This window comes from Acinetobacter sp. ANC_7635 (genome assembly GCF_056779945.1).
The window spans coordinates 93,825-120,051 of sequence record NZ_JBWYIS010000007.1 but is presented as its reverse complement, the minus strand read 5'-3'; the positions used below and the strand labels follow the sequence as shown (position 1 = coordinate 120,051).

General features: G+C 38.4%; 23 protein-coding genes and 1 tRNA gene. 13 read left to right on the top strand and 11 right to left on the bottom strand.

All coding sequences use genetic code 11. From position 1 onward, the window contains the following. Positions 1–23 precede the first annotated feature (23 nt). The 4 genes from AC1M89_RS09560 to AC1M89_RS09545 all read left to right on the top strand — a co-directional run bounded on the left by AC1M89_RS09560 (position 24) and on the right by AC1M89_RS09545 (position 4,199). A complete protein-coding gene (locus tag AC1M89_RS09560) occupies positions 24–725 on the top strand; it encodes a YfgM family protein (protein WP_481609056.1) in 702 nt (233 codons plus the stop codon). Further along, positions 725–1,873, top strand: coding sequence for an outer membrane protein assembly factor BamB (gene bamB / locus AC1M89_RS09555; protein WP_481614137.1), 1,149 nt, complete (start codon positions 725–727; stop codon positions 1,871–1,873). The genes AC1M89_RS09560 and bamB overlap by 1 nt, the downstream gene beginning before the upstream one ends. Positions 1,874–2,043: 170 nt before the next feature. Beyond that, the gene (gene der, locus AC1M89_RS09550; RefSeq protein WP_035265604.1) at positions 2,044–3,456 is read left to right on the top strand and encodes a ribosome biogenesis GTPase Der; all 1,413 of its coding nucleotides are present in this window, start codon (positions 2,044–2,046) and stop codon (positions 3,454–3,456) included. Positions 3,457–3,554: 98 nt separating this feature from the next. Next, positions 3,555–4,199, top strand: coding sequence for a 4'-phosphopantetheinyl transferase family protein (locus AC1M89_RS09545; protein WP_481607940.1), 645 nt, complete (start codon positions 3,555–3,557; stop codon positions 4,197–4,199). 38 nt (positions 4,200–4,237) lie between these two features. Here AC1M89_RS09545 and secF read toward each other — a convergent pair whose 3' ends face one another. The 7 genes from secF to queA form a co-directional block, all read right to left on the bottom strand. Continuing rightward, complete coding sequence (gene secF, locus AC1M89_RS09540; protein ID WP_481614149.1) at positions 4,238–5,215, bottom strand: protein translocase subunit SecF; 978 nt, start codon at positions 5,213–5,215, stop codon at positions 4,238–4,240. Between the two features lie 7 nt (positions 5,216–5,222). Further along, on the bottom strand, positions 5,223–7,124 hold the full coding sequence (secD, locus tag AC1M89_RS09535; protein ID WP_035265600.1) for a protein translocase subunit SecD: 1,902 nt from the start codon (positions 7,122–7,124) through the stop codon (positions 5,223–5,225). 53 nt (positions 7,125–7,177) lie between these two features. Beyond that, positions 7,178–7,507 (bottom strand): preprotein translocase subunit YajC, encoded by a 330-nt coding sequence (gene yajC, locus AC1M89_RS09530; RefSeq protein WP_035265599.1) that lies wholly within the window; start codon positions 7,505–7,507, stop codon positions 7,178–7,180. A gap of 97 nt (positions 7,508–7,604) precedes the next feature. Beyond that, positions 7,605–8,735: a tRNA guanosine(34) transglycosylase Tgt gene (tgt, locus tag AC1M89_RS09525; RefSeq protein WP_481614136.1), complete on the bottom strand. Its 1,131-nt coding sequence runs from the start codon at positions 8,733–8,735 to the stop codon at positions 7,605–7,607. 285 nt (positions 8,736–9,020) lie between these two features. Next, entirely contained in the window at positions 9,021–9,590 is a 570-nt protein-coding gene (locus AC1M89_RS09520; protein WP_481614135.1) for a LemA family protein, read from the bottom strand. 24 nt (positions 9,591–9,614) lie between these two features. Then, complete coding sequence (locus tag AC1M89_RS09515; RefSeq protein ID WP_481614134.1) at positions 9,615–10,649, bottom strand: hypothetical protein; 1,035 nt, start codon at positions 10,647–10,649, stop codon at positions 9,615–9,617. Positions 10,650–10,659: 10 nt separating this feature from the next. Continuing rightward, the gene (gene queA / locus AC1M89_RS09510; RefSeq protein WP_481593525.1) at positions 10,660–11,697 is read right to left on the bottom strand and encodes a tRNA preQ1(34) S-adenosylmethionine ribosyltransferase-isomerase QueA; all 1,038 of its coding nucleotides are present in this window, start codon (positions 11,695–11,697) and stop codon (positions 10,660–10,662) included. Positions 11,698–11,879: 182 nt separating this feature from the next. Here queA and AC1M89_RS09505 point away from each other — a divergent pair. The 4 genes from AC1M89_RS09505 (at position 11,880) to AC1M89_RS09490 (ending at position 17,373) form a co-directional block, all read left to right on the top strand. Next, positions 11,880–11,966, top strand: a tRNA-Leu gene (locus tag AC1M89_RS09505). Positions 11,967–12,324: 358 nt separating this feature from the next. Beyond that, the gene (locus AC1M89_RS09500; RefSeq protein ID WP_035265593.1) at positions 12,325–13,605 is read left to right on the top strand and encodes a sensor histidine kinase; all 1,281 of its coding nucleotides are present in this window, start codon (positions 12,325–12,327) and stop codon (positions 13,603–13,605) included. A 65-nt stretch (positions 13,606–13,670) separates the two neighbouring features. Next, complete coding sequence (gene glnE / locus AC1M89_RS09495; protein ID WP_481614133.1) at positions 13,671–16,412, top strand: bifunctional [glutamate--ammonia ligase]-adenylyl-L-tyrosine phosphorylase/[glutamate--ammonia-ligase] adenylyltransferase; 2,742 nt, start codon at positions 13,671–13,673, stop codon at positions 16,410–16,412. A gap of 34 nt (positions 16,413–16,446) precedes the next feature. Further along, the gene (locus tag AC1M89_RS09490) at positions 16,447–17,373 is read left to right on the top strand and encodes a branched-chain amino acid transaminase (RefSeq protein ID WP_035265589.1); all 927 of its coding nucleotides are present in this window, start codon (positions 16,447–16,449) and stop codon (positions 17,371–17,373) included. A gap of 37 nt (positions 17,374–17,410) precedes the next feature. Here AC1M89_RS09490 and AC1M89_RS09485 read toward each other — a convergent pair whose 3' ends face one another. Further along, positions 17,411–18,580, bottom strand: coding sequence for a nucleotide sugar dehydrogenase (locus tag AC1M89_RS09485; RefSeq protein ID WP_481614132.1), 1,170 nt, complete (start codon positions 18,578–18,580; stop codon positions 17,411–17,413). Positions 18,581–18,748: 168 nt separating this feature from the next. Between AC1M89_RS09485 and AC1M89_RS09480 the strand changes: the two genes are divergently transcribed. From AC1M89_RS09480 to AC1M89_RS09460, 5 genes are read left to right on the top strand one after another with little or no spacing between them, the layout of a single operon-like run. Then, the gene (locus AC1M89_RS09480; protein ID WP_035265587.1) at positions 18,749–19,519 is read left to right on the top strand and encodes a hypothetical protein; all 771 of its coding nucleotides are present in this window, start codon (positions 18,749–18,751) and stop codon (positions 19,517–19,519) included. A gap of 26 nt (positions 19,520–19,545) precedes the next feature. Then, complete coding sequence (locus AC1M89_RS09475; protein WP_481597944.1) at positions 19,546–20,289, top strand: hypothetical protein; 744 nt, start codon at positions 19,546–19,548, stop codon at positions 20,287–20,289. Positions 20,290–20,292: 3 nt separating this feature from the next. Continuing rightward, positions 20,293–21,096: a glycosyltransferase family 25 protein gene (locus AC1M89_RS09470; RefSeq protein ID WP_481597945.1), complete on the top strand. Its 804-nt coding sequence runs from the start codon at positions 20,293–20,295 to the stop codon at positions 21,094–21,096. 19 nt (positions 21,097–21,115) lie between these two features. Next, on the top strand, positions 21,116–22,189 hold the full coding sequence (locus AC1M89_RS09465) for a glycosyltransferase (protein ID WP_481597946.1): 1,074 nt from the start codon (positions 21,116–21,118) through the stop codon (positions 22,187–22,189). Further along, the gene (locus tag AC1M89_RS09460) at positions 22,176–23,147 is read left to right on the top strand and encodes a glycosyltransferase family 2 protein (protein ID WP_481597947.1); all 972 of its coding nucleotides are present in this window, start codon (positions 22,176–22,178) and stop codon (positions 23,145–23,147) included. The genes AC1M89_RS09465 and AC1M89_RS09460 overlap by 14 nt, the downstream gene beginning before the upstream one ends. A 27-nt stretch (positions 23,148–23,174) precedes the next feature. Here the strand turns inward: AC1M89_RS09460 and AC1M89_RS09455 are convergent, their stop codons facing one another. The 3 genes from AC1M89_RS09455 to AC1M89_RS09445 form a co-directional block, all read right to left on the bottom strand. Next, positions 23,175–23,393 (bottom strand): hypothetical protein, encoded by a 219-nt coding sequence (locus tag AC1M89_RS09455; RefSeq protein ID WP_481593534.1) that lies wholly within the window; start codon positions 23,391–23,393, stop codon positions 23,175–23,177. A gap of 106 nt (positions 23,394–23,499) precedes the next feature. Next, the gene (gene aspS, locus AC1M89_RS09450; RefSeq protein WP_035265578.1) at positions 23,500–25,284 is read right to left on the bottom strand and encodes an aspartate--tRNA ligase; all 1,785 of its coding nucleotides are present in this window, start codon (positions 25,282–25,284) and stop codon (positions 23,500–23,502) included. A gap of 147 nt (positions 25,285–25,431) precedes the next feature. Further along, entirely contained in the window at positions 25,432–26,202 is a 771-nt protein-coding gene (locus AC1M89_RS09445) for a DUF4184 family protein (protein WP_481614131.1), read from the bottom strand. Positions 26,203–26,227: the final 25 nt, after the last annotated feature.

Here is a 26,227-nt window from a genome sequence, read left to right as displayed (position 1 = left end):
GAACATAAGGAAAGGGCGATCATATGAGCGCAATGACTGACGAAGAACAACTGCATACAGCAAAGTCGTTTTTTAAGAAATATGGATCGGCGTTGATTACGCTGATTCTTCTTGCCCTGATCGCCTTTTTCGGATGGGAATATTGGAAGAAGAAAAACGTAGCAGAAGATCAAATACAGACTGCTAAAGTACAGCTCTTAGTTGATGAAGCGAAAGCTGCAACAACTGATCCTAAAGTAGCGACTGCTTTGGATGGAACTGCTGAAAAAATTGTAAAAGAAAATCCTGATTCGATTCATGCGGTTCAAACGCAATTTGTAATGGCAAAATTGGCTTATGAGCAAGAGAATTATGCTAAAGCTGAACGTGAATTGAAAAAAATTGAAAATGCTCAAATCAAAGATGAAGGTTTACAACACATCATTAAGCTTCGTTTAGCAGATGCTCAACTGGCACAAAAAAAATATGATGAGGCTTTAAAAACACTGTCTGGGTTAAATTTGCCCGCTTTCAAAACAACTGTAGATGAAGCACGTGGCGATATTTATATTGCTAAGAATGATATTGAAAATGCGAAAAAAGCTTATCAGAGCGCATGGGATAACTTAATTGCAACTAAACAAGAACGCCAAATCTTACAAATTAAACTCGAAAGTGTTGGCATATTAGTAGATGATCCTGAAATTGAGCGCCCAATTTTAGATATACAAACGGATGAGTCTTAATGGATAGAAAGTATAAAATTTCTTTTGTTCTAGCGACATTGTCGTGTGCACTAATGGCGTGTACAAGCAATACGGTGAAAGAAGAAAAGGTGAAACCTAATCCGTTGCCTAAAATTCAGCAATCGGTGAGCTTAGCACCTATTTTTTCACATAATGTTTCAGCGACGGATACTGCTGATCCATTGCGTTTGAGAATGGCGAATGATCAAGGTGTTTTATACTTTTTAGATCCTAAGGGACAGGTTTCTGCATATCAAGGTAAGCAGCGTGTCTGGGAAAAACAAGTTACCAAGCTTGGTTTAAGTTCAGGTGTTGAAGCGGCCAATGGGTTAGTGATCGTCGGCAACAAGAAAGGTCAACTGTTTGCTCTCGATCAAAAAACGGGTGATATCCGTTGGACTGCGCAATTAAGTGGTGCAATTTTGAGTGCGGCGCTCATTCAGACTGGTCGAGTGATCGTTGTTGCAAATGACGGTACGGTGTTTGGTCTGGATGAAAAAACAGGTCAACAAGTGTGGACCTATCGTATGCCAAACGAACAATTGAGCTTACGCGGTCAAGCTTCACCTGTGCGCTTAGACCCACGAACAGTGTTAGTGGCCTCGTCAAATGCATACGTGTACGCAATTGATAGTCTCACTGGAACTTTGCGTATGCAAAGACGTGTGGCAGTCAGCGATGGTCGTTCTGATATACAGCGTTTAGTTGATGTGGATGCAGATCCAATCGTTGCAGGACAATTGGTTGTAACCACTAGCTATCAAGGCCAAGTCACTGTACTAGATCTAGTTTCGCAACGTGTGATTTGGAGTGAAGATGCAAGCAGTATTAACCGTGCTGAAGTTGCAGGTCGCCAAGTCTTCGTCACGCAAACAGATGGTAAAATTGTATCGTTTGATCTGGTGACGGGTCAGCCGTTATGGACTAATGATCAATTGCTTAACCGTCAATTAAGCAACCCCGTAATGTTGGGTCAGTATTTAGTGGTAGGTGATTATGAGGGGGTACTCCACCTTGTAGATCCTAAAAATGGTCAACTTGTTGGTCGCGAAAAAACGCGTGGTGAAGTACGTTCGTTGCGTGTATTGAACAATCAGCTTTACTCAGTGACACGTACAGGCGCACTTACAATTTGGCAGAATCGTTAATTTTTTCTCTGCTTATGGTAAACTAGTCGCTGAATACATATTTTAAGTTCGGGGTGTTGAATTTTCAGACCCCGACATTTTTATTTTTAAGTAGATGATTCGTCTAACTTCTTCCACAGTTTCTGATGCTCAGGCCAATTGAGTTGGCTGATCTTGTTAAAGGTTAATCTATGAAACCCGTTATTGCGCTCATTGGTCGTCCGAACGTCGGAAAATCAACGCTGTTTAACCAGATTACCAAAAGTCGTGACGCGCTTGTTGCAGACTTTGCCGGTCTTACTCGTGACCGTAAATATGGTGATGCAGTTTATCAAAATAAATCATTTATCGTTGTAGATACTGGCGGTATCGGTGAAAACGAAGGTGGGATCGACTCTTACATGGCAGAGCAGTCTAAAACTGCGATTCATGAAGCAGATATGATTATCTTTGTTGTCGATGCGCGTGCAGGTCTTCTAGCTTCTGATGAACAGATTGCGCGTGAGTTACGTACACTCGGTAAAAAAGTATTTTTAGTTGCCAACAAAGTCGATGGTGTCCATGCAGAGGCAGCATTGGTTGAGTTTTTTAAGTTGGGTATGGGTGAACCGATGCAAGTGGCTGCAAGCCATGGGCGTGGTGTTCAACAAATGCTCGAAGAAGTGCTTGAAGATGTGCCAGAAGATGACCTAAGTGAACAGCGTGATGAAGATACTGGGCTTCGTCTAGCGATTATCGGTCGTCCGAACGTAGGTAAGTCAACATTAGTTAATCGCCTGTTAGGTGAAGAACGTGTCGTTGCTTTTGACCAGCCTGGTACTACACGTGACTCAATTTACATCCCATTTGAGCGTGATGGTCGAAAATATACGCTCATTGACACTGCCGGTGTTCGTCGTAAAGGTAAAGTGGATGAAATGATTGAGAAATTCTCAATCGTAAAGACTTTACAAGCAATGAAAGATGCCAACGTTGTCGTTGTTGTTGTTGATGCGCGTGAAGGTATTGTTGAGCAAGACTTGCATTTGATTGGATATGCGATTGAAGCTGGTCGTGCGATGGTGATTGCGATCAATAAATGGGACAATATGTCAGAATATGATCGCAAACAATGTAAATTGGATGTTGAGCGTCGTTTTGACTTTATTCCATGGGCAAAAATCCATTTAATTTCTGCTTTGCATGGTACAGGTGTGGGTGAGCTTTATCCTTCAATCCACCGTGCATATGAATCTTCACGTTTGAAAGTATCTCCAGCGAAAATCACTGAGATCTTAAAAGATGCAACAGACGCGCATCATCCACCTAAAGTTCAAGGCCGTGCAATTAAAATGCGTTATGCGCATATCGGTGGTCAAAACCCGCCTACGATTGTGATTCACGGTAATAAAGTTGATAAAACCCCAGCTGACTATCGTCGTTACTTAGAAAACGTGTTCCGTAAAGTGTATAAACTAGAGGGTACACCTGTAAAAATTGAATTTAAAACTTCAGAGAACCCATTTGAAGGTCGTAAATCTCAAATTGACGAGCGTACTGCGGCACGTAAACGTCGTTATGTACAGAAGTTTAAGAAAGCCGAGAAGAAGTTCAAACGCGGTTAATCAATTGTAAATTTAGTCCAGAAAGCCCAAATGTGAAGTTTGGGCTTTTTTTATCATGCGAATAAATTAAGATAAATGGAATCACTGAGAACGTTATTATGACCCGTCATATTCAAATTGATATTTCAAAAATTTCTTCTTTTTTTCAAGTTCCTGAAAATCTCACACGCACAGAAGAAATTAGTCTTAGAAAAAAAATGATTTACCAATATCGCAACAGATTACTAGGAAGTAAATTAAACAGAACAATAAAAAATGAGGATATTGACCAAACGAAAGATGGAAAACCTTTTTTGAAAAAAATCTCAAACTTTGAGTTTAACCATAGTCATAGTCAACATTATTATGCTTTAGTTACATCACATCATATTCGAGATTTGGGTGTGGATATTGAGGAGCTGAATCGATCAATTCGATTCGAAGCTTTAGCCAAACATGCATTTCATCCACTGGAATATGCGGTATGGGCAGAATTGGATTTTGATTCTCGCTATTGGTTTAAAGTCTGGACCATTAAGGAAGCAATTTTGAAGGCACATGGGATGGGAATCCGTATGAGCTTAAATGAGTTGAATACCAATGCCCATACCACACACATGGGTGGGGTTTGTGAGCATCCAGTCTTAGGGGTATTTGCTTATCAGAATTTTGAAATCATGGATTGTATGCTGACAGTCGCATGGCGAAGTGAATACTCTTGCCGTGGTTTTGCAATTCCTCAAATTCAAATCACTCAACATTAAAAAAGCCCATCATTTGATGGGCTTTTTGTATTGAATGTTTATTGAGGAATTTCTTCTTCCTCTTCAAATTCAGGTTTTACTTGAACAATAAAGTCTTGGCGGTTCAGACCACGCCACAATGCAAATGCAGTACCGATATAAATCGAAGAATATGTTCCGACAAAAACACCGACAAACATTGCAATCGAGAACCATTTCAAACCATCGCCGCCCATGATCATCATAGCAACGACCACAAGCAATAGCGTCATCGAAGTGTGGATGGTACGACGTAAGGTTTCAGTCAATGCAATATTGATGATCTCAAGAGGTTCTGCCCCACGAATTTTACGGAAGTTCTCACGAATACGATCCGAGACAACAATATTATCGTTTAATGAGAAACCAATAATCGCTAGAAGAGCAGCTAAAACGGTTAGGTCAAATGGCCACTGCATCAATGCAAAAATACCAAGAGTCACGATAATATCGTGAAATAGCGATAGAACTGCACCCATTGCCAACTTGAATTCGAAGCGAATCGTCACATAAATCAGCATGATAATCAGAGCCAAAGCCACAGCACCTGCTGATTTAATGTAAAGTTCGTTTCCGACTTGACCACCAACAACATCTACCTTAGGTACAGTCACGGTATTATTGTCTAATTGAACTGCGGTGGTAATTGATTTGGTTAGATCTTCCGCTTCAATATCTTCTTGTACGGGCATACGAACCATTAAATCTCGTTCAGAACCTAAGGTTTGAACAATCGCATCATTAAAACCCGCATCACTTAATGCTTGCGTCACTTCAGAGGGTTTTACAGGATTGGCATAATTCAGTTCAGCTGCAACACCGCCAGTAAAGTCTAATCCTAAATTCAGACCTTTAGTCGCGATAAAGAAGATACTTGCAATAGTCAGGATGATTGAAAGCCAAGCTGCTGGCTTTGCAATCTTCATGAAAGGAATTACGCGTTCGTTGTCTGGACGGCCGTATTGTTTTGATTCGAGTTGAGTATTTTCAGTCATGATAGATCTCCTAAATGCTCAACTTTTTCAAGTTACGTTTTTTACCGTAAATGATCTGTACAATTGCACGGGTTACTGTAATCGCAGTAAACATCGAGCAAACAATACCAATCATGAGTGTCACGGCAAATCCTTTGATCGGACCAGTACCAATGGCAAAGAGGATAAATGCAACAAGGAATGTGGTTAAGTTCGAGTCAAAGATGGTGTTATAAGCTCGATCATAACCTGCAACAATCGCCTGTTTAGGCGATGCTCCCCATTTGATTTCCTCGCGTATTCGCTCGCAAATTAGAACGTTTGCATCCACCGCCATACCGATGGTAATAACGATACCTGCAATACCTGGCAGCGTTAATGAAGCACCGATCCAAGACATAACCGTCAAGATCATTGCTAAGTTGAATACTAGAGCGAAGTTCGCAATGACACCGAATAAGCGGAAGAATACCACCATCCAAATTGCGACCAAGATGAATCCAATTTGAGTTGATAGTACACCCTTATCGATGTTTTCTTGACCTAAGCTTGGACCGATAACACGCTCTTCAACAAAGTACATTGGCGCAGCGAGCGCACCTGCACGAAGCATTAAAGCTAGCTCAGCTGCTTCTTGGGGTGAATCTAAACCAGTAATACGGAACTGTGAACCCAGTACTGCTTGAATATTTGCTGCATTAATGACGACAGATTCAGTATATGGTGTGCGTACTTCAGTTTGTGCACCTGTTTCAGGATCTTCAACGTAACTGATACGTTGTTTATTCTCAATGAACAGTACCGCCATACGCTTACCAACAGCGCTACGAGTCGCATCTGACATTAACTTACCACCTGCATTATCAAGGGTAATGTTAACTTCTGCTGTACCACTATCTTGTCCAAAGCCTGAAGAAGCATTTTGTACACGCTCACCCGTCAGAATACGATTACGGTTAAGTAAAAGTTCACGACCACTGTCTAAAGATTCATAGGCGAATACTTCTGTCCCTGGAGGTAAGGGTTGACCATTATATTTCCCTGAATAAGGATCAATATATTGATCATTTAGATCAGACACCAAACGGAATTCTAAGTTTGCCGTACGACCTAAGATACGTTTTGCTTCAGCTGTGTCTTGGACACCTGGTAATTCAACCACAATACGGTTGCTACCTTGGGTTTGAACCAATGCTTCTGCAACACCAAGTTCATTAATACGATTACGAAGTGTTGTTAAGTTTTGATCTAACGCATACGACTGAATTTCTTGCTTTGTGGTATCTGTATAGGTTAAACGAAGACTGGCACCATTTTCAGTTGCAAGTGCTTGTTGAGTATATTTATTGCCGTTACGACGAAGTTGATCCATCGCTGCTGCACGATCTTCATTGTTAGCAAATTGAACAGTGATCGCATTGTTATTCAATGAAAGACTATTGAATTTGATCTTGTTCTCACGGAATTCGCGTCGCAAATCAGCAGCCGATGTTTCCATGCGCTGCGCAATCGCTTTGTCCATATCCACCTCAAGGAGGAAGTGGACACCACCACGCAAATCAAGACCAAGTTTCATTGGTCGTGCACCGATTTTCTGTAACCATTCAGGTGTTGTTGGCGCGAGGTTTAATGCAACAACATAGTTTTCACCCAGACCTTCACGTAGGATATCTTTTGCTTTTAATTGGGCTTCAGAACTGTCTAAACGTAGAAGGGCAGCATTTTGAGTAAAGCTGTTATTGTGGGATTGGATATTGTTGCTTTTTAATAGTTGCTCTGCTTTTTGAATCACTGTGTCATCAATGACAGAACCAGCTTTTGCACCAGAAATTTGGACAGCTGGTTCATCAGGATACAAACTTGGCAGGGCATATAATGTACTCACGACTAGTACAACTAGAATGAGTAAATATTTCCATGCTGGGTAACGCATTCGCTTTCTTCTTAAAATGAAAAAAGTCGTGCAGCTGCACGACTATTTTATAATTAAAGGTTATTTAGAGTGCCTTCAGGTAATACTGAAATCACACTTGCACGCTGAATTTTAACTTCGTTGCCACGGTTTAATTCAACCACAGCGAAATCACCTTCGAGTTTAGTAATACGGCCCATTAAACCGCCTGCAAAAACGATTTCGCTGCCAACGCCTAAGCTCTCAACCAAAGTGCGATGTTCTTTCGCACGTTTTGCTTGAGGGCGCCAAATTAAGAAGTAGAAAATTGCAATGAATACTGCAATCATCAATAAGTTAGCAACTAAGCTTGGTTGTTGTGCAGCTTCACCAGCTGCGTGTGCAGTCGAAATAAAAAGGCTCATTTCATTTTCCTAAACTAAAAATATCAAAAAAGATGATAAAAAATCGGCTTGTTCAGCAATTTACATTGTCTTTTTGCTCAGCGCAAATACTGATGTATTAATCTTGCGGACAAGGAGGTACTTCAAGCCCACGGCGTGCATAAAAATCGTGAACAAAATCATCAAATGTTCCGTTATCTAATGCATCACGCATCATTTCTGCTAAACGCAAGTAATAACGAAGGTTATGGATTGTGCCAAGCATTGATGCAAGCATCTCACCACATTTTTCTAAATGGTATAGATACGAACGGGTAAAGTTGCTACAGGTGTAACAATCGCAATGCGGATCAAGTGGGCTTTGATCATGGCGGTATTTCGCATTTCGTATACGCACTAAACCGTCCGTAACAAAATAATGTCCATTACGTGCGTTACGAGTTGGCATTACACAATCAAACATGTCTACACCACGACGAACAGCTTCAACGATGTCTTCTGGTTTGCCAACACCCATTAAATAACGTGGTTTATCCGCAGGCATTTGCTCTGGAAGATAATCAAGGACCTTGATCATCTCTTCTTTTGGCTCGCCTACAGAAAGACCGCCAATCGCATAACCATCAAAACCGATTTCTTTTAATCCATTTAGTGATTCTTGGCGGAGGTCTTCATACATGCCGCCTTGAATAATACCAAACAGAGCATTGCGGTTTTTTAACACATCATGATGTTGAGTCTTACAACGCTTTGCCCAACGCAATGAAAGTTGTAGAGATTTCTGAGCTTCTTCGTGAGTCGCTGGATAGGGTGTACATTCATCAAAAATCATCACGATATCTGAATTCAATGTATGTTGAATATCCATCGAAATTTCAGGAGAAAGAAAGACTTTAGAGCCATCAATTGGAGAGCGGAATGTTACGCCGTCTTCTTTGATACTACGCATTGCGCCTAAGCTAAATACTTGGAAGCCACCAGAGTCAGTCAAAATTGGTTTATTCCATTTCATAAAACCATGTAGACCACCGTGCTCACGAATGACATCTAGACCAGGGCGTAGATATAAATGAAAGGTATTTCCTAAAATGACCTGTGATTTAATTTCTTCAATATCACGTGGGAGCATGCCTTTAACAGTACCGTAAGTTCCGACAGGCATAAACATCGGTGTTTCAACGACACCATGTTCCAAGGTTAAGCGTCCGCGTCGAGCGCGACCAGACTGACCTAATTTTTCAAACTTCATAAATTGTCCAAATCGAGGCGAAAAAACAGTTCGCTGATTGATAGCGATAAAGCGCTCTATTTTCCTAGATTCGCGCAGTTTATGCTAGAAAAATTACATTATTCTTAACGACTTGGATTTTTGTTTATGAAAAATTACAAGAGATTCATGATCTTGCTAAACAATGAAGATATCTGCTTATTTTTCGCCCAGCTATACAGTTTTTAGCATATCTTAATATGAATAAATCGTAATGGATAAACAACGTGATTCTCTAAGATATTGCCACTTTTTAAGGTGGAATCCTTATTTGAAATTAGGGCGATAATCAAAATTTTGTTGAGCTTGATGATCTGTAAATGGGCGAATAGGTTTCTTTGCGAGGCTGATACTGTTGATTAAGTTATTTGGAAAAATTTGAATCAAGTTATTAAACTCTTCGACATTTCGATTGAATATTGAAATTGCAGCACTGACATTTTCATTTTGCTCTTGAATGTCATGCATCATTTGGTTGTAAAGCTGATCAGCTTTGAGATCTGGATAATTCTCAATAACCACATTTAAACTTTTCATTAACGACTGACTTAGTGCTTCAATATGCTGAAGCTGAGCTACATCAGTTGATTGTGTATTGAGATTTAGGATTTGTTGGCGTAAGGCTGTGATATTTTCTAGTGTTGATTTTTCAAACTCAGTGTATTGAGATAAATTTTGCTCAAGATGCTCTAATGTTTTAATTTTCTGACGTTCAAAATTTGCGACATCTGACCAAGCACGCTGAGAAGCATTCAAATATCGAACGATATTATTTCGAACCCATATTCCCCAAACAATAATCAAAACAAAGATAGAAAGAAAAATGAATAAGCCCACACGCATTACCTAATATGATCGTTATTATGCAACTAAGTTTAGCATGCTCTGTTTGAGTTGTTGATAATTTGGCATGGTTAATGTTCTTAAGTAACCGCGCAAAGCGGATATATTTTTGATCTCTTTGATTTCAAGTTTGTGTGTGACGTCAAATAAATCGCGATCTCCCAAATAACACATGATTTGGTCATGAGGGTGGAAAATTAAGTCGCCCTGGTGAATTCGATAAAATTTAATCAGTTTGAGTGTGGTTGATGGCGTCATGATCTTTGCGAGTTGTAAACGATCTGTACCGTAAATCTGAACTTTTTTACGTAGCTCTAAATCACTGCTCTCCCAGCGCTCTGTATATGGTGTGGTGAACCCTTTCTTTCTACTGGTCGTCGCTAATCCTAGTGGTGATATATCAAATACAAATACGCCCCAACGATGACGTTCAATTTTTTTTAATTTTTGTGGTGTTTTGTTTTGCTCAGGCAGATTGATTTCATCAATAAATCGGTAATGAAAAAGCATAACAGGAAAATCTTGATTTTGCGCGTTTTTCCACGTGGTGGAGGCAAACTTTAAAATATCATTGGCATGGTTACCTTGGTTAAACAAAGGAAATTTTTGCCTTAGCTGACTTATGATCAAGGTGTTATGTCTATTTGTTCCAAGGTGTGATGGCGTTGAATAAGCTTCTATACCGAATTTAAAACCAATCATTCGCTCTTCAAGAAATGAAATCACTTCATGAATAGGTTTATTTGGTTCATAAATGATATATGCAATCAGGATAAGTATCGCCGCTGAGCTATATGCCATCCATTTTAATGTGTCAAAAATAGGAAAGAGCGAAAAAACAATGAATATGATGGCAAGCGTAACTAAAAATTTAGGTATGCCATTGTGAAAAAAAAGTTGGGTATTCGAACCCCATGGATGTAATCCTTGCAGGATGTCATCATAATGTTGAGCAGAACGTCCAAGAGCCCAAAGCCGATCAACACTGGCCATAATTTGCTTGTTCTTTCGGGTGCGAAGGTGAAGCAGTTGCTGAACAGAATCAATCGGCATAGATCAGATCCTAATCTTTTGCTTGGTCAATCAACATTGCGTCACCATAACTAAAGAAACGATAGCGCTCTTTTACAGCATGTTGATACGCATTCAAAATATAATCACGATTGGACAGGGCTGAAACAAGCATTAATAATGTTGATTCTGGAAGGTGGAAGTTAGTAATCAAACGATCTACCACTTTAAATTCATAACCAGGATAAATAAAAATCTGAGTATCACCAGTCCAGCCCTTCAGTTGGCCATCATTGGCTTGAGCCGCACTTTCAGTTGCCCGTGTTGCAGTCGTTCCGACGGCAATCACTTTATTGCCTCGATCTTTAGTCGCCTTAATCAACGCCATAGCTTCATCGCTGACTTGGCACCATTCACTGTGCATGATGTGATTTTCGATATCAGTGGTGCGTACTGGTAAGAAGGTACCTGCACCCACATGTAAGGTGACAAATGTCTTGTTTACACCTTTATCTTCAAGTTTTTTTAATAGTTGTTCATCAAAATGTAGAGACGCCGTTGGAGCCGCAACGCTAGCAATTTTTGTAGGATCATTAAATACGGTTTGATAACGAACAGTATCAATATCTTCTGCTTCTCGGTTGAAGTAAGGTGGAATAGGCAATGCACCATACTGATCCAATACATCTAAGATTGGTTTGGAAAATTCCACCACATAGAGATTTTCATGGCGCCCTTGAACCGTAACTTTAACCTCATCTGATCCGACAAAAAGCTCAGCACCTGGTTTTGGTGAGTTACTTGCTTTGATATGGCAATGAGCAATAAATTGATCAAGCATTCTTTCAACCAGAACCTCAATCGCACCACCCGAAGCACGCTTACCTTTCAAGCGAGCTTTCATTACCTTGGTATCATTGAGAACTAATAAATCACCTTCATTAAACAGGTCTAAAATATCGGTAAATTGGTGATCATCATACTGACCATCCGCCTTAAGATGAAGCAGGCGAGAAGCACTTCGTTCTTCAAGAGGGTAACGGGCAATAAGTTCGTCTGGGAGTTCAAAGCTAAAATCAGATAGTTGCATAAGAATATAAAAATGGAATCAGCAAAAATTTTGGCATTAGTATATGCTTTTTTTGCCCAGTTCGAGCTGAGTTTGGTGGTTAAAAAAGCATAATGCATGCTATTGATTTAAAAATAGGCGCTTGAGTCAGGTTATGCATTGACAAAGAAAAGAAAAACGATATTATACCGAACACAACCTTTCCCGAGGTGGTGAAATTGGTAGACGCGGCGGACTCAAAATCCGCTGTCAGAGATGACGTGTCGGTTCGAGTCCGACCCTCGGGACCAAATACTTAAAGGCCTTCAAGCATATTCAGACTTGAGGGCCTTTTTATTTGTTTTAAATAAATAAAGGAATTTTAAAATTTCAAATGAAGATTTGATGAATAATATAAGATAAGGATTGAGTAAATTTTATTTTAATAATAAATAGTTATGGTTTATTCAATCGATCTTCACTAGACGCTTACGTTTTATAAAGTACGACTCATGCTTTAGCTAGATATTCAGTCCTCAAAAATGCACTTTCTTAATATTTGAGAATGTATTAGTCTTGATGAAATAAGGTTTCATTTCTTTACTTTGAAATGAAAAAATAAAATGTAATCGATCATTATCCCCCTTTACTCCATGGCAGGATGTAGACATGAAAATAGAATTTATAGATGTCGATCAAGCTGATCAGCTCAGTGCCTGCAAAATGTCTCTTTTACTCGGTGTATCAACGCCAAAAAATCAACTTGAGAGTTTTTTAAGATTTGCGCGTGGCATTTTAAATGCGGAGTCAGCAATCTTAGCTTTTCATGATGAACCATATGTGTGGCATTCTTCTCCAAATGGATTTAAAGCTTTTAATGCCAATAAAAAAGCAAAATTATTACCATATTTCGCGGGTCAAACTTCGATCAGTCGTGATCATCCTAATTATTCATCTTTTTCAGCACATATTCATCAACTCGGAGTTGATCACGAGCGAATTATAGCCATTGATTTAAAAGTGAATGATGATTTTTCAATTGGTCAAGTGATTTTATTTGATAATCAGCACCAACCTTTTGATGATCAAAATTTAGAACTGGTTTATGATTTTTCAATGAGCTTAATTCGTATATTAGAGCTTCATTCGGATTATGCGGAACTCAAAGAATTATATGAACAACAATCGGCGCTTAATTTCAGTAAAACAAAATTCTTTCAAATCATTGCACACGATTTACGCGCACCATTTCATGGCTTATTAGGTTTTTCTGATGTATTGGCCAATGAACGTGAAAGTTTGGATGAGGACAGTGTACAGAATATCGCTGAGTATCTACATGATACCGCTCAATCGACTTATAACTTATTGGAAAGCCTATTAAATTGGGCAATGGCTGAAGGCGGGAGATTTGTCTATCATCCTATTCAGTTTGAGCTTAAACAGGTGACAAAAATCGTTTTTGATGTTTTAAACACGTTGGCTGTGAAAAAAAATATTCAATTAATTGAAAGTGTGCCGCAAGAGTTAAAAGTCTTTGCCGACATTAATATGATCACATCAGTGATTCAAAACTTGGTATCCAATGCTTTGAAGTTTACTCATGTGGATGGAACTGGAAAAGTTTATATCGAAGCATCAAAATGCGATCAAGGTGTCGAAATTGCCATTCGAGATACAGGTTTAGGTATGACACCACAGCAAATTGAGAAGCTTTTTCAACCGGATTTGAAGGTATCTATTCGTGGTACATCTGGTGAAAAAGGTGCTGGTTTAGGTTTGGTGTTATGTAAAAGATTTGTTGATTTGAATCATGGTGAAATTTGTGTCAGTTCTCAACAAGGTCAAGGTACGACTTTTAAAGTCATATTACCTGAAGCAGACACTCATGCAGCGTTACCTGCCACCCCAAATACGAGTAATCAAACATCTTTGGAAAAAGTGAACTAAATAGTCCACAAATTGCGTAAGGACTGATATAAAAGAGTTTTAGATTTATTCAGGCTTTTTTTCAAATGAATGCTGATCAGTTGCAAAAAACTCTTAGAGCCAGTCAATACGCGGAACAAGTTTATAATTTACATCAAACATTATTAGAACAAGATTATTCATCTGATCAATTTAATAAATTTTTAAGTACTGAACAAATCTATCACATTGTACAAAAAGAACTTGCTGACATTCAGGATGAAAAAGAATGGATGCAAAAAATTCGAATTTTGCGAGCACGTTTAATGTTTCGGTGGATTTGGCAGGATGCGAACCGCCTCATTTCAGTTATTACATTGACTCGTGAGCTTTCAGACTTTGCCGATGCCAGTATTGATGCAGCCAAAAGCTTCGCTTATCGTCCATTGCAAGCCAAACATGGAGAGCCGATCGGCTATAACGGTAAGCTTCAAGACCTTATCGTGATTGCAATGGGTAAATTGGGGGCTCAGGAACTTAATTTATCCAGTGATATTGATCTTATATTTGCCTTCGATGAGCAAGGTGAAACCAATGGTCGTAAATGTATTGATGTTCAGCAATTTTGCATCCTTTGGGGGCAAAAAATTATTTATTTGTTGGAACATATCACCGCAGATGGATTTGTATTCCGAGTGGATATGCGATTACGACCATGGGGTGATGGTTCAGCACTTGCAATCAGTCATGCGGCACTCGAAAAGTATCTCAGTCAACATGGGCGTGAGTGGGAGCGTTATGCATGGATAAAGGCGCGTATTGTTACAGGAGGAAAGGAAGGGGATGAGCTTCTGGAAATGACTCGACCTTTTGTATTCCGCCGTTATGTGGACTACACTGCTTTTGCAGCGATGCGTGAAATGAAAGCGATGATTGAGCGTGAAGTTCAACGTAGAAATATTGAAGATGATATTAAACTTGGTGCAGGTGGTATTCGTGAAGTCGAGTTTATCGTTCAAGTTTTCCAGTTGATTTATGGTGGTTCAAAACTTGAGCTACAAGACCGTCAATGTTTAGTGAGTCTACATCATTTGGGGGTTGTTGGATTACTTGAACCTGAAGTGGTGGATGAGCTTGAAAATGCTTATTTATTCTTGCGTCGTGTGGAACATGCTATTCAAGCGTTGAACGACCAACAAACGCAATCACTGCCTACTGAACCTGACCAAAGAAATCGCATCGTAGAGACACTTGGATTTGAGAGTTGGGATGCGTTCTTAAATGTTCTCAATGAGAAGCGCGCTATAGTAACTTATCAGTTTGAGCATTTAATTAAAGAAAAAGAAGTAGATCCATTGGTTGAAAGCTTTAGCCAAATAGAGCAGCAATTGAATGAAGTTTTAGATGAGTCTGCTAAAAATTTGGTTCGTGAATTTTGGTATGGACATGCCATAAAAAAATTACCCGCTAAAGCAGTTAATCGTTTAAAAGAGTTTTGGCCTCATCTGATTCAAGCTGTTCTCGAATCGGATAATCCACAAGTCGCTTTGGTAAGGCTGATGCCACTGGTTGAATCTGTGATGCGGCGAACAGTCTATCTAGTGATGTTAATTGAAAGCAAAGGAGCATTACAGCGACTCGTTAAAATGGCGACTGTAAGCCCATGGATTTGTGAAGAGTTAACCCATTATCCAGTTTTACTCGATGAGTTTTTATCAATGGATTTTGAGCTACCTAAACGCCAAGATTTGGAGGATTCACTTAGACAGCAGCTGCTGCGTATTGAAATTGATCAAGTGGAAGATCAAATGCGCGTATTGCGCTTATTTAAAAAATCGAATGTTTTGACTGTAGCAGCAAGTGATGTATTGGCTGAAAGTCCACTGATGCGTGTGTCTGATGCGCTCACCGATATTGCTGAGGTTTCAGTTCAAGCAACTTTGAATTTAGCATATCAAATTACAGCAAAAAAACATGGTTACCCAGTAGATGCAGATGGTCAACGTTGTTCAAAAAATCATATGGCATTCAGTGTCATTGGGTATGGGAAATTAGGCGGTATTGAACTTGGGTATGGTTCAGACCTTGATTTAGTCTTTATCCACTATATGGATGAGCAGGCAGATACAGATGGCTTGAAACCAATTAGTGGTTTTGAATTTGCGATGCGTGTTGGGCAAAAGCTTATGTCGCTGATGACAACCCAAACTTTAGATGGTCGAGTGTATGAGATTGATACACGATTGCGTCCTTCAGGAGAAGCAGGGCTTCTCGTTACAAGCCTTAAGGCTTTTGAGCAATACCAACTTAAAAATGCATGGCTTTGGGAGCATCAAGCGATTGTTCGTGCGCGTAGTATAGCGGGTGAAAAAAGCTTAAGAGAAAAGTTTGAGGAATTACGCTGTCGTATTTTAACTTTGCCTCGAAATGAAGAGACGGTAAGAGCAGAAGTGCTAAAAATGCGTCAAAAAATGAAAGACCATTTAGGCTCATCAAATGAGCAAAAAAAAGATGGAATTTTTCATTTAAAACAGGATGCAGGTGGTATCGTTGATATCGAATTTATGGCACAGTATGCAGTATTAGCATGGAGTGGGACGAATCCTGATCTCGCCCATTACTCCGACAATGTACGAATCCTTGAGGATGCCGCAAAAACTGGCTGCTTATCCAGCGCCGATGCGACAGCATTGATTCAAGCTTATCTCCGTGAACGTGCCGAGAGTCATCGTTTAGCCCTTGCAAATCAATCCATGCAAGTGAGTGCTGCGAATTGGCTCGATACCCGTAAGGTCGTTTGCAAGCTATGGCAAAGATTAATAGATCCAACTGCATCAGTAGTTGGATAGAAATGACTGTGTATAAAAATTTGGAGTTTAGGTCATGAATTTGGCTGATCGTGATGGTTTTATTTGGCAAGATGGACAATTAGTTGATTGGCGTGAAGCAAAAACTCACGTCTTAACACACACTTTACACTACAGTATGGGTGTGTTTGAGGGTGTCCGTGCCTACGAAACTCCGAATGGAACGGCAATTTTCCGTTTAAAAGAACACACTAAACGTCTTTTAAACTCTGCCAAAATTTATCAAATGAAAGTTCCGTTTGATCAGGCGGCATTAGAACAAGCTCAAATTGATGTGGTGCGTGAAAATAAATTAGCTTCTTGCTATTTACGTCCAATTATCTTTATTGGTTCGGAAAAGCTAGGTATTGCAGCGACGGATAATACAATTCATGCAGTGGTTGCTGCGTGGAGCTGGGGCGCTTACCTTGGTGAAGAAGCAATGGCGAAGGGTATTCGTGTAAAAACTTCTTCTTTTACACACCATCACCCTAACGTGACGATGTGTAAGGCGAAAGCATCAGGAAACTATACGCTGTCTATTTTGGCACACCAAGAAGTTGCGCACTCAGGTTATGACGAAGCAATGTTACTTGATCCACAAGGTTATGTGTGTCAAGGTTCAGGTGAAAACGTATTCTTAGTGCGTGATGGCGTGATTCATACCCCTGATATCGCTGGTGGTGCTCTTGATGGTATTACTCGTCAAACCATTATTACGATTGCGAAAGACCTTGGATATGACGTTGTAGAGCGCCGTATCACACGTGATGAATTCTATATCGCTGATGAGGCATTTTTTACAGGTACAGCGGCAGAAGTAACGCCAATCCGTGAATATGATGATCGTCAAATCGGTGAAGGTGTTCGTGGTCCAATCACAACACAAATCCAAAAAGCATACTTCGATGCCGTACAAGGTAAAGACCCTAAATATGCTCACTGGTTAACATATGTGAAGTAATTAATGCTTTGAAAAAAGGACTCAATTGAGTCCTTTTTTAATCATCTTTACCAAAAATATCTCTGGTATACACTTTATCTGCAACATCATTTAGTTTATCGCAATGACGATTACTAATAATTAAATCTGCTCTTTTTTTAAATTCTTCCAGTGTTTTGATGATTTTTGAGTTTTGAAATTTTTTCTCTGAAAGTGTGGGTTCGTAAATAATGATCTTGATTCCTTGTGCTTTGAGACGACGCATAACACCTTGTATTGCTGACGATCGAAAATTGTCTGAACCACTTTTCATGACCAAACGATATATCCCAACAACGCTAGGGCATCTCTCCAAAATAGACTGTGCAATAAAATCTTTGCGAGTAATATTCGCATCTACAATGGCTTGAATTAAATTGCTTGGAACTTGGTCGTAGTTGGCGAGTAATTGTTTAGTATCTTTAGGAAGACAATATCCGCCGTAACCGAATGATGGATTGTTATAAAATTTACCAATTCGAGGATCCAAACAAACACCCTCGATCATTTGGCGAGTGTCCAATCGGTATATTTGAGCGTAAGTATCTAGTTCATTGAAGAATGCAACGCGCATAGCTAAATAGGTGTTTGCAAAAAGTTTGATTGCTTCTGCCTCGGTGGAGTCAGTGAACAAGACTGGACAATCTTTTTTATAAGCACCCTCTATGAGCATGTTTGCAAATTGATGTGCTCGTTCAGAATTTTCACCCATTATAATTCTTGAAGGATATAAGTTATCCAGCAATGCTTTTCCTTCTCTGAGAAACTCAGGTGAAAATATAATATTCTGTGTTTCAAATTTACTTTTTAGTTGTTGGGTGTAACCTACAGGAACTGTCGATTTGATAATGATCGTCGCTAATGGATTGATACTTAAAATCTCAGTGATCACAGATTCAACACTTGAAGTGTCAAAATAATTGGTTGTAGGGTCATAATCAGTTGGTGTCGCAATAAGAATATAGTCTGCCTGAAAATATGCATCCACAGCATTAGTTGTTGCTTTAAAGTTTAATAGTTTATTACTTAGAAAATCAGAGATTTCTGTGTCTTGTATAGGTGAGATTTTCTTGTTCAATAAATTTACTTTATTTTGATCAATGTCTAAGGCGGTGACTTCATGATGTTGCGCTAAAATCATCGCATTTGAGAGACCGACGTACCCAGTGCCGACAATAGTAATTTTCATTATTTTAGTTCAAGCCAGATTAAATTTAATTTGACAAAATAGGGTTTCTAAGACGTGACAATTTAATGAAGATTTGATTTCAATTTTGACGAGTTTGAATTCTTATCGTTCAAGAATATTTTAACTCTGTGGTATGATGCAGCTATTGATTAGGTGGAATAAAACGGCATGTCAATACATGAAAACAATGTCTTATTAGAAGAAGAGATTGCACAAGAACAGAACATTGTTTTGTGTATGAAGTGGGGAACCAAATATGGTTCTGAGTATGTGAATCGTCTTTACAATATGGTGAAACGACACACGACTGTTGATTTCCAGATGGTTTGTCTCACTGACCGTACAGAAGGAATTGATCCAAATGTTAAATGCTTTCCTATTCCACCGTTAGCATTGCCTGAAGGCGCGCCTGAGCGTGGTTGGAACAAACTTTCAACTTTTGAGCCTGACTTATATGGCTTAAAGGGAAACGCGCTATTTTTAGATTTGGATGTTGTTATCGTTGATAACATGGATGATTTTTTCACTTATCCAGGTGATTTTTTAATTATTCACGACTGGAAACGACCATGGCGAATCACAGGTAATAGCTCAGTATATCGTTTTAAATTGGGCGCTTTCCCTGGATTATTACCATATTTTCGTGAGAACTTTGATGAGATCCGAAAAAAATTCCGTAATGAACAAGCCTATTTGTCATGGTATGTAGATAAACATGCGAAGCAAACCTATTGGCCAGATAGCTGGTGTAAAAGTTATAAATATCACTGTTTACAAAAAATCCCAATGGCGTTTTTTAAGCCACCAGTAAAACCTGAAGGTGCTAAAATTATTATTTTCCATGGTGAGATTAATCCACCTGATGCTGTGAATGGTGGCGGTGGTAAATGGTACCGCTATGTGTTGCCAAGTCAATGGATTAAGGATGCTTGGCAATAATAGTTGCCTTTTAATGGTGGTTTATAATGCCTGTTAGAAAAAAAAGTAAATTCGAACAATGGTTCTCCTTTAGTCGGCATCAACGTCGTTTTGGTGCAGATGAGGTCTATGCGCAATTTGAAGGTATAGATATTAATGCGTTGAAAGAAAACTTGATTGAAGGTGATGAAACACGCTATACCCATGGATCAGCGAAAGATTTGAAGCAGCATATAGAGCAGCTCAAAGATGAGTTCGTAGGTCAACCTGCGTTGAATCATTATCATGCTAGTCTAATTGTATTGATGCGCCGAGATGTTGATACGACAGATAACTATCTAAAATTTAAATCTTTATGGCTTAAAGAGCGAGATTTTTTACTGAAATCCTTAAATATACGATGGTTAATTTCAGCGTGTGATACTTTCATTGATCATGATGAAGATTCTCTTCTGAAAGCAATTTTGATGAATGCTGTGGTTCTTATTAATACTTTAAAGCTTCAGGAAACGGAACGCTATTTATGTGATCATCAGATGGAAGAAAATCTAGAGTGTCTAAATCATTTACAGTCACAACGTTATGCTCTATTTGATGGTACATCTGCTTTTGCAGTGGGTACTGATGATACATTGAGAAATATGCGTTGGCGTTTAGACCAGATATGTACTGATCATCCATTAGGTCAATTGGTTATTGAAATTTTTGAGCGGATTAATCAAGACGTTAATGATACTGTCTATGTGCGTTTTAAAAAAAGACATACGCGTGAAAAAACACGTTGGTGGTAATCCATGCAGATCTTGATTATAAATCTTGAGCGTTCAAAAGAGCGTTTGGCTTTTCAGACTCAACAGTTTGATGATTTGGGTTTATCTTTTCAGCGTTTAGCTGCTGTATCAGTTGATGATATCGATGATTCACAATATCAATTATTAGGGTTTGGTTGGCAAAGACCTTTGCGTAAGGTGGAGGTAGCATGTTTTTTGAGTCATCAGAAAGCTTGGGAAACTGTTATTAAAACTAATGAACCAGCATTGATATTAGAGGATGATGCAGTCTTATCATGTCATATTCCTCAGTTACTTGAAGAAATACAAAATTATAATTTTAAAGATATAGATTTAATTAATTTTGAAGTACGTAGTCGTAAAAAAATTATTTCTAAAAAACCAGAATATCAATTAGTCGCTGGACAAACTGCGCTATATACTCTATATCAAGACCGAACAGGTGCAGCAGGATATTTACTCTATCCATCGGGCGCAAAGAAGTTATTACAACGTTTAGCAGAAACCTCACCTGCAATTGCTGATGGTTTTATTTTTAGCCATTATGGATTGAAGAGTTTACAAGCTGAGCCTGCCGCAATTATTCAAGAAGATCAAATGGTAGCTTATGGTCTTGTACCTGCTGAGCAGTTTGAATCAGTGATCGGACGTTCAGAACATCACAAGCCAATTTATTCTTCTGCTATGGAAAAAAGAGTATTTAGAAAGAGACGGATCATCGGTCAGTTGGCTATGGGATGTCGCTATATGCAAGTCATATTTAAAGCGCAAAAGCGATTTATTCGTCTTGATAAGGCACATTTTTAACAATATTGAATATCGAATTATGAAGAAAAAAAAGGTTGTACTTGCTATTTTTACTTTACAAGGTAACGGTGCTGAACGTTTCGCATTAACTTTAGCCAAAGGTATAAATAATGCAGGACATGAAGCACATATTGTTTATTTCAAAGATATTATAGATTTACCTATTCCTGATGGAGTAGAGACACACTTCTTTAATTATCAAAAATTTCGTGGCATACCTAAATTTATGCGCCAAAGTATCGCTGCCAAAGCCTTTGATCGCTTTGTGCGTCAACAGATTGGTGAGCCAAATTTGGTACTGTCCAACTTATATCCAGTCGATTTTATTTTAAGTCGTAGTCAGTTGCCTAATGTACATTTGGTAATTCATAACACCACTAGTTTGGAGTATGGACAACGTCTGACTAAGGCCTTTAAAAAGCAGTTGGCCAAAGTGTATTTAGCCAAGCCTTGTGTAGCGGTTAGCAAAGGGGTGGAAGCTGATTTTAAAGATATTTTTGGTGCTGATAGCAGGGTTCAGACAATCTACAATCCAATTGATGTCGATGCTGTTCGACACGCTGCATCAGAATTTATTCCTGATCTACCTCAGCCTTATTTGGTCAATGTTGGTAAATTTAAGCAGCAAAAACGTCATGATGTGTTGATTCGTGCGTATGCACAAGCACAGCTGGATCTGCCTTTGGTCTTGGTGGGTACAGGCGAGCTGATGGCTGACAATCAGCGTTTATGTCAAGAACTAGGGGTATCGGATAAAGTTCACTTTATCGGCTTTCAAAATAATCCGTATCCGTTTATTCAACGTGCACAAGCGATGGTCGTATCCTCAGACTTTGAGGGATTTAGTATTGCAATTTTAGAAGCATTAGCTTTAAATACGCCGGTTTTAAGTACGGATTGTCCATCTGGTCCTAGTGAAATTTTAGATAAAAATTTTTTAGTTCCAGTTGGTAATATTGATAAGTTAGCTAGTAAGATGTCTGAAATTTCATCATGCGATAAAATCTATAATCCTAGTTTATCTCGAAAATTTAAAGTTCAAACGGCTGTTGATGAATATTTAAGCCTTGGTGATTGTAGTGTACAAAGTTGAAGAAAAAATCAAGTTATCTGTCATTATTCCTGTTTATGGTGTAGAAGACTATATTGAAGACTGTATATCATCACTTTATAGTCAATTAACTAAGGAGGTGGAATGTATTTTTATTAATGATGGTTCAAAAGATAGATCTATTGATATTTTAAAGAATTTTTTAAATAAACAATCCTTTAAAAAAAATATTAGGATTATTGATCAGGATAATCAAGGGCTAAGTATGGCACGTAATAATGGTGTTGATTTAGCTGAAGGAGATTATGTATCTTTTATTGATTCTGATGATTATGTCCTAAATGATTATATAGAAGAAATAATTAATGTGATTGATCATAACAAGAATGTTGATCTTATACATTTTAATGCGATCGAGGAAAACAAATTTTTAACTCAAAAACCACTTGTATTAGCTGATCAAATACAGTTAGTTAATAATGTAAATGAAGAGTACTTAAAGAGAATTTTTAAAAAAAACAAGTGGTATGCATGGTTGAGGGTTTATAAAAAAGACTTATTAAAAAACATTAGATTTCCTAAAGGTTATTATTTTGAAGATATGCTTGCTGTGCCGTTTTTATATAATGAAAATATAAAAATTTATGAATTAAATAAAACACTAATTTTTTATAGGTATAGACCATCTAGTATAAGTAATTGTAGTGTTAATGAAAAACACTTAGAGAGTTTATTTTATGGGGTGGATTTGTTTAGAGACAATCGTGATAAGTGTCATTTTAAACAAGTGTATATTCATTTAATATTAGGATTATTTAATAATTATATAAAAATGAATTTTAAAAAGTATTGTCGTTTTATCAACTCAATTAAGTCTAAAGATTTGAATTATATTAAAAATAATTCAAATGAGTTGCATTGGAAAGTAAGGTGGATGTTGAAAACCCCTAAATTTTTTTACCTATACAAAAATTGGCTAGGTCTTAGAAAACATAAATAAATATAATAGGGTATTTACAGTGTTCTATTATTTATTATCCGCATTTCCTTTAATCACCATATAAATAAGTGCGGCGATTGAACCAAAAGCTGCAATAAAACTACTCGTACTAAAGAACACGATACGCTGATAAGTGGTGAGGTTAAATAATTGTTCATTCAAGATATAACGCATAAATGCCCATTGCACGATGCAAAATACAATAATAATGATTGTATGACGACGAACATCAGGACGCATAGCCATATGAATGAACTCTTAAATATTTTCTGAGATTATGCCATTTTTGAGCGTTTATCTCAATGAAATAAAAACCCTGCAGTTGCAGGGTTTTTATTTAGATCAACAAACGTTATTCTTGTGATTCAGCTTTTGGTTTTTCACGTAAGCGAATACCAAGATCACGAAGTTGAGTTGATTCAACTGGTGCAGGAGCTTGTGTTAAAGGACATTCCGCAGTTTTCGTTTTCGGGAATGCAATCACATCACGAATAGAAGAACCACCTGTCATTAACATCACAAGACGATCTAAACCGAATGCTAAACCACCGTGTGGAGGTGCACCATAACGTAAAGCGTTCAATAAGAAGCTGAATTTCTCTTCTGCCTCTTCTTCACCAATACCTAATGCTTCAAAAATTGCTTTTTGCATTTCTAAGTTATGAATACGAAGCGAACCACCACCGATTTCAGTACCGTTAAGTACCATATCGTAAGCAACAGACAATGCAGCACCTGGGTTATTCTTCACTTCTTCAACGCTAGATTTTGGCAATGTGAATGGGTGGTGAACAGAGGTCCATTTACCATCATCAGTTTCTTCAAACATTGGGAAATCAACAACCCAAAGTGGTGCCCACTCGCAAGTTGCCATCTTCATGTCATGACCGACTTTGATACGTAAAGCACCCATTGCATCGTTTACAACTTTCGCTTTATCTGCACCGAAGAATACGATATCGCCATTTTCAGCACCCACACGTTTTAATAGATCAAGCACGATTGGCTCGATGAATTTCACGATAGGAGATTGTAAGCCTTCGATACCTTTTTCAAGTTCGTTAACTTTGATATACGCCAAACCTTTTGCACCGTAGATACCTACAAACTTAGTGTACTCGTCGATTTGGCTACGTGGAAGAGAGCCTGCACCCGGTACGCGAAGCGCAACAATACGACCTTTAGGGTCTTTAGCAGGACCTGCGAATACTTTGAACTCTACGTCTTGCATTAAATCTGCAACGTCAACGAGTTTAAGTGGAATACGTAAGTCAGGCTTGTCAGACGCATAGTCGCGCATTGCATCTGCATAGGTCATACGTGGGAACTTATCAAATTGAACATTAAGAAGTTCTTTAAACATCTTAACTGTTAAACGTTCCATTAAATCCATGATGTCATCGTCGCTCATGAACGATGTTTCAACGTCGATTTGTGTGAATTCAGGCTGACGGTCAGCACGTAAGTCTTCGTCACGGAAACATTTAGCAATTTGGTAATAACGATCAATACCACCCACCATTAACAATTGTTTAAATAACTGTGGTGATTGAGGAAGAGCGTAGAAACTACCATTTGATACACGGCTTGGTACTAAATAGTCACGCGCACCCTCAGGAGTCGCACGTGTCAAAATAGGTGTTTCAACGTCTAAGAATCCGTTTTCTTCGAAATAGTTACGAATAAGGTTTGTTAATTTAGAACGGAAACGTAAACGCTCTAACATTTCTGGACGACGAATGTCCAAGAAACGATATTTCAAACGAATTTCTTCTGAAATATTAGTATTATCATCATTTAATGGGAATGGTGGAGTTTCAGACGCTGCTAGAACTTCAATTTCTTTACCTAATACTTCGATTTGACCACTCACCATGTTGGCATTTTCAGTACCAGCATAACGACGGCGAACGCGACCAGTTATTTTTAATACAAATTCAGAACGAGCTTTATCAGCTGTTTCGAAAGCTTCTGGTGTATCAGGATCAATAACCACTTGAACTAGACCATCACGGTCACGCATATCAAGGAAAATTACACCACCGTGGTCACGGCGACGGTGTACCCATCCGCAAAGTGTAACGGTTTGATCAATTTGAGCTTCGGTTAATGAACCGCAGTAATGAGTTCGCATCATAGCGTTAAAAATCCAACTATATGGGTTAATGAAAGCGTATACGTAAACAGCGTAACGCCTTTATACAAAGGGTGAATTATGCCTCTTTGAGACTACAGTCACAAGGAGAAGATTATGAAAGCCCTATTATTTAATGCAAATTTAAAATTAAGACGATCCTTCGAATAATTCCAATTGATCTAGGATTTGAAAAACAAGCGCACAAATCGCAAACGTCAATAGAAAGCCTCTAAAGAAATAATTAATTGAGAAGCCAATGTAACCATATAGGTCATTTAAAATGGCTGTATTGTAATTAGAGTGGAAATGAATAAATCCAAATAATCCACCTAATATTGAAATTAGCACGGATACCACAGCAAAAATAGTGATAGAACGGGTTACTCTGAATGATTGACGGTAAGTACAAAAATACTGTTTTGCAAACCATAAAATAAAGGGCAAAACAATAATAGAGGTACCGACCTGTAAAATTCGATGGAGGGGGTAGTGTTGTCCGAAAAGATTGATTTGTTTAGCTAATAGGTCATGAAAAGCAAAGGTTCTGTAATCAACATGAGTTAAACCATCCCAAAGGATATGACTGCTGATACCCAAGATTAATGAAATATTGATCAGCACCAAGAATTGAAAGACAGATCTAAAGTTCGAGAGTTTTAAGGGATTGTAAATACCAACCCATCTAAAAAAAGTAGGTCGTAATAGTGCATACCACAATAGACAGAATGCCATTCCCACCAATAAATTGGGATATAGCAATGCGCTCCATTGATGTGAGATTTGGATATGTTCGTCTGTAAAAAGACGAAATAAGTCAGGGACCATGCAACCAATTGCTAGAGCAGAAATAGGAAGTGTTCCTTTCGATGCTTTATGCAAAATTGGTGCGAGTACAGCATGTGAAATTGTAAAGGGCATTGCTGAAATATATCAAAAAAATGCT

Excerpts from the sequence above, each read along its gene's own strand:
- AC1M89_RS09560 (WP_481609056.1), top strand. The coding sequence starts at position 24 with ATGAGCGCAATGACTGACGAAGAACAACTGCATACAGCAAAGTCGTTT.
- bamB (WP_481614137.1), top strand. The coding sequence starts at position 725 with ATGGATAGAAAGTATAAAATTTCTTTTGTTCTAGCGACATTGTCGTGT.
- der (WP_035265604.1), top strand. The coding sequence starts at position 2,044 with ATGAAACCCGTTATTGCGCTCATTGGTCGTCCGAACGTCGGAAAATCA.
- AC1M89_RS09545 (WP_481607940.1), top strand. The coding sequence starts at position 3,555 with ATGACCCGTCATATTCAAATTGATATTTCAAAAATTTCTTCTTTTTTT.
- secD (WP_035265600.1), bottom strand. The coding sequence starts at position 7,124 with ATGCGTTACCCAGCATGGAAATATTTACTCATTCTAGTTGTACTAGTC.
- yajC (WP_035265599.1), bottom strand. The coding sequence starts at position 7,507 with ATGAGCCTTTTTATTTCGACTGCACACGCAGCTGGTGAAGCTGCACAA.
- tgt (WP_481614136.1), bottom strand. The coding sequence starts at position 8,735 with ATGAAGTTTGAAAAATTAGGTCAGTCTGGTCGCGCTCGACGCGGACGC.
- AC1M89_RS09515 (WP_481614134.1), bottom strand. The coding sequence starts at position 10,649 with ATGCCGATTGATTCTGTTCAGCAACTGCTTCACCTTCGCACCCGAAAG.
- queA (WP_481593525.1), bottom strand. The coding sequence starts at position 11,697 with ATGCAACTATCTGATTTTAGCTTTGAACTCCCAGACGAACTTATTGCC.
- AC1M89_RS09500 (WP_035265593.1), top strand. The coding sequence starts at position 12,325 with ATGAAAATAGAATTTATAGATGTCGATCAAGCTGATCAGCTCAGTGCC.
- glnE (WP_481614133.1), top strand. The coding sequence starts at position 13,671 with ATGAATGCTGATCAGTTGCAAAAAACTCTTAGAGCCAGTCAATACGCG.
- AC1M89_RS09490 (WP_035265589.1), top strand. The coding sequence starts at position 16,447 with ATGAATTTGGCTGATCGTGATGGTTTTATTTGGCAAGATGGACAATTA.
- AC1M89_RS09485 (WP_481614132.1), bottom strand. The coding sequence starts at position 18,580 with ATGAAAATTACTATTGTCGGCACTGGGTACGTCGGTCTCTCAAATGCG.
- AC1M89_RS09480 (WP_035265587.1), top strand. The coding sequence starts at position 18,749 with ATGTCAATACATGAAAACAATGTCTTATTAGAAGAAGAGATTGCACAA.
- AC1M89_RS09475 (WP_481597944.1), top strand. The coding sequence starts at position 19,546 with ATGCCTGTTAGAAAAAAAAGTAAATTCGAACAATGGTTCTCCTTTAGT.
- AC1M89_RS09470 (WP_481597945.1), top strand. The coding sequence starts at position 20,293 with ATGCAGATCTTGATTATAAATCTTGAGCGTTCAAAAGAGCGTTTGGCT.
- AC1M89_RS09465 (WP_481597946.1), top strand. The coding sequence starts at position 21,116 with ATGAAGAAAAAAAAGGTTGTACTTGCTATTTTTACTTTACAAGGTAAC.
- AC1M89_RS09455 (WP_481593534.1), bottom strand. The coding sequence starts at position 23,393 with ATGGCTATGCGTCCTGATGTTCGTCGTCATACAATCATTATTATTGTA.
- aspS (WP_035265578.1), bottom strand. The coding sequence starts at position 25,284 with ATGATGCGAACTCATTACTGCGGTTCATTAACCGAAGCTCAAATTGAT.
- AC1M89_RS09445 (WP_481614131.1), bottom strand. The coding sequence starts at position 26,202 with ATGCCCTTTACAATTTCACATGCTGTACTCGCACCAATTTTGCATAAA.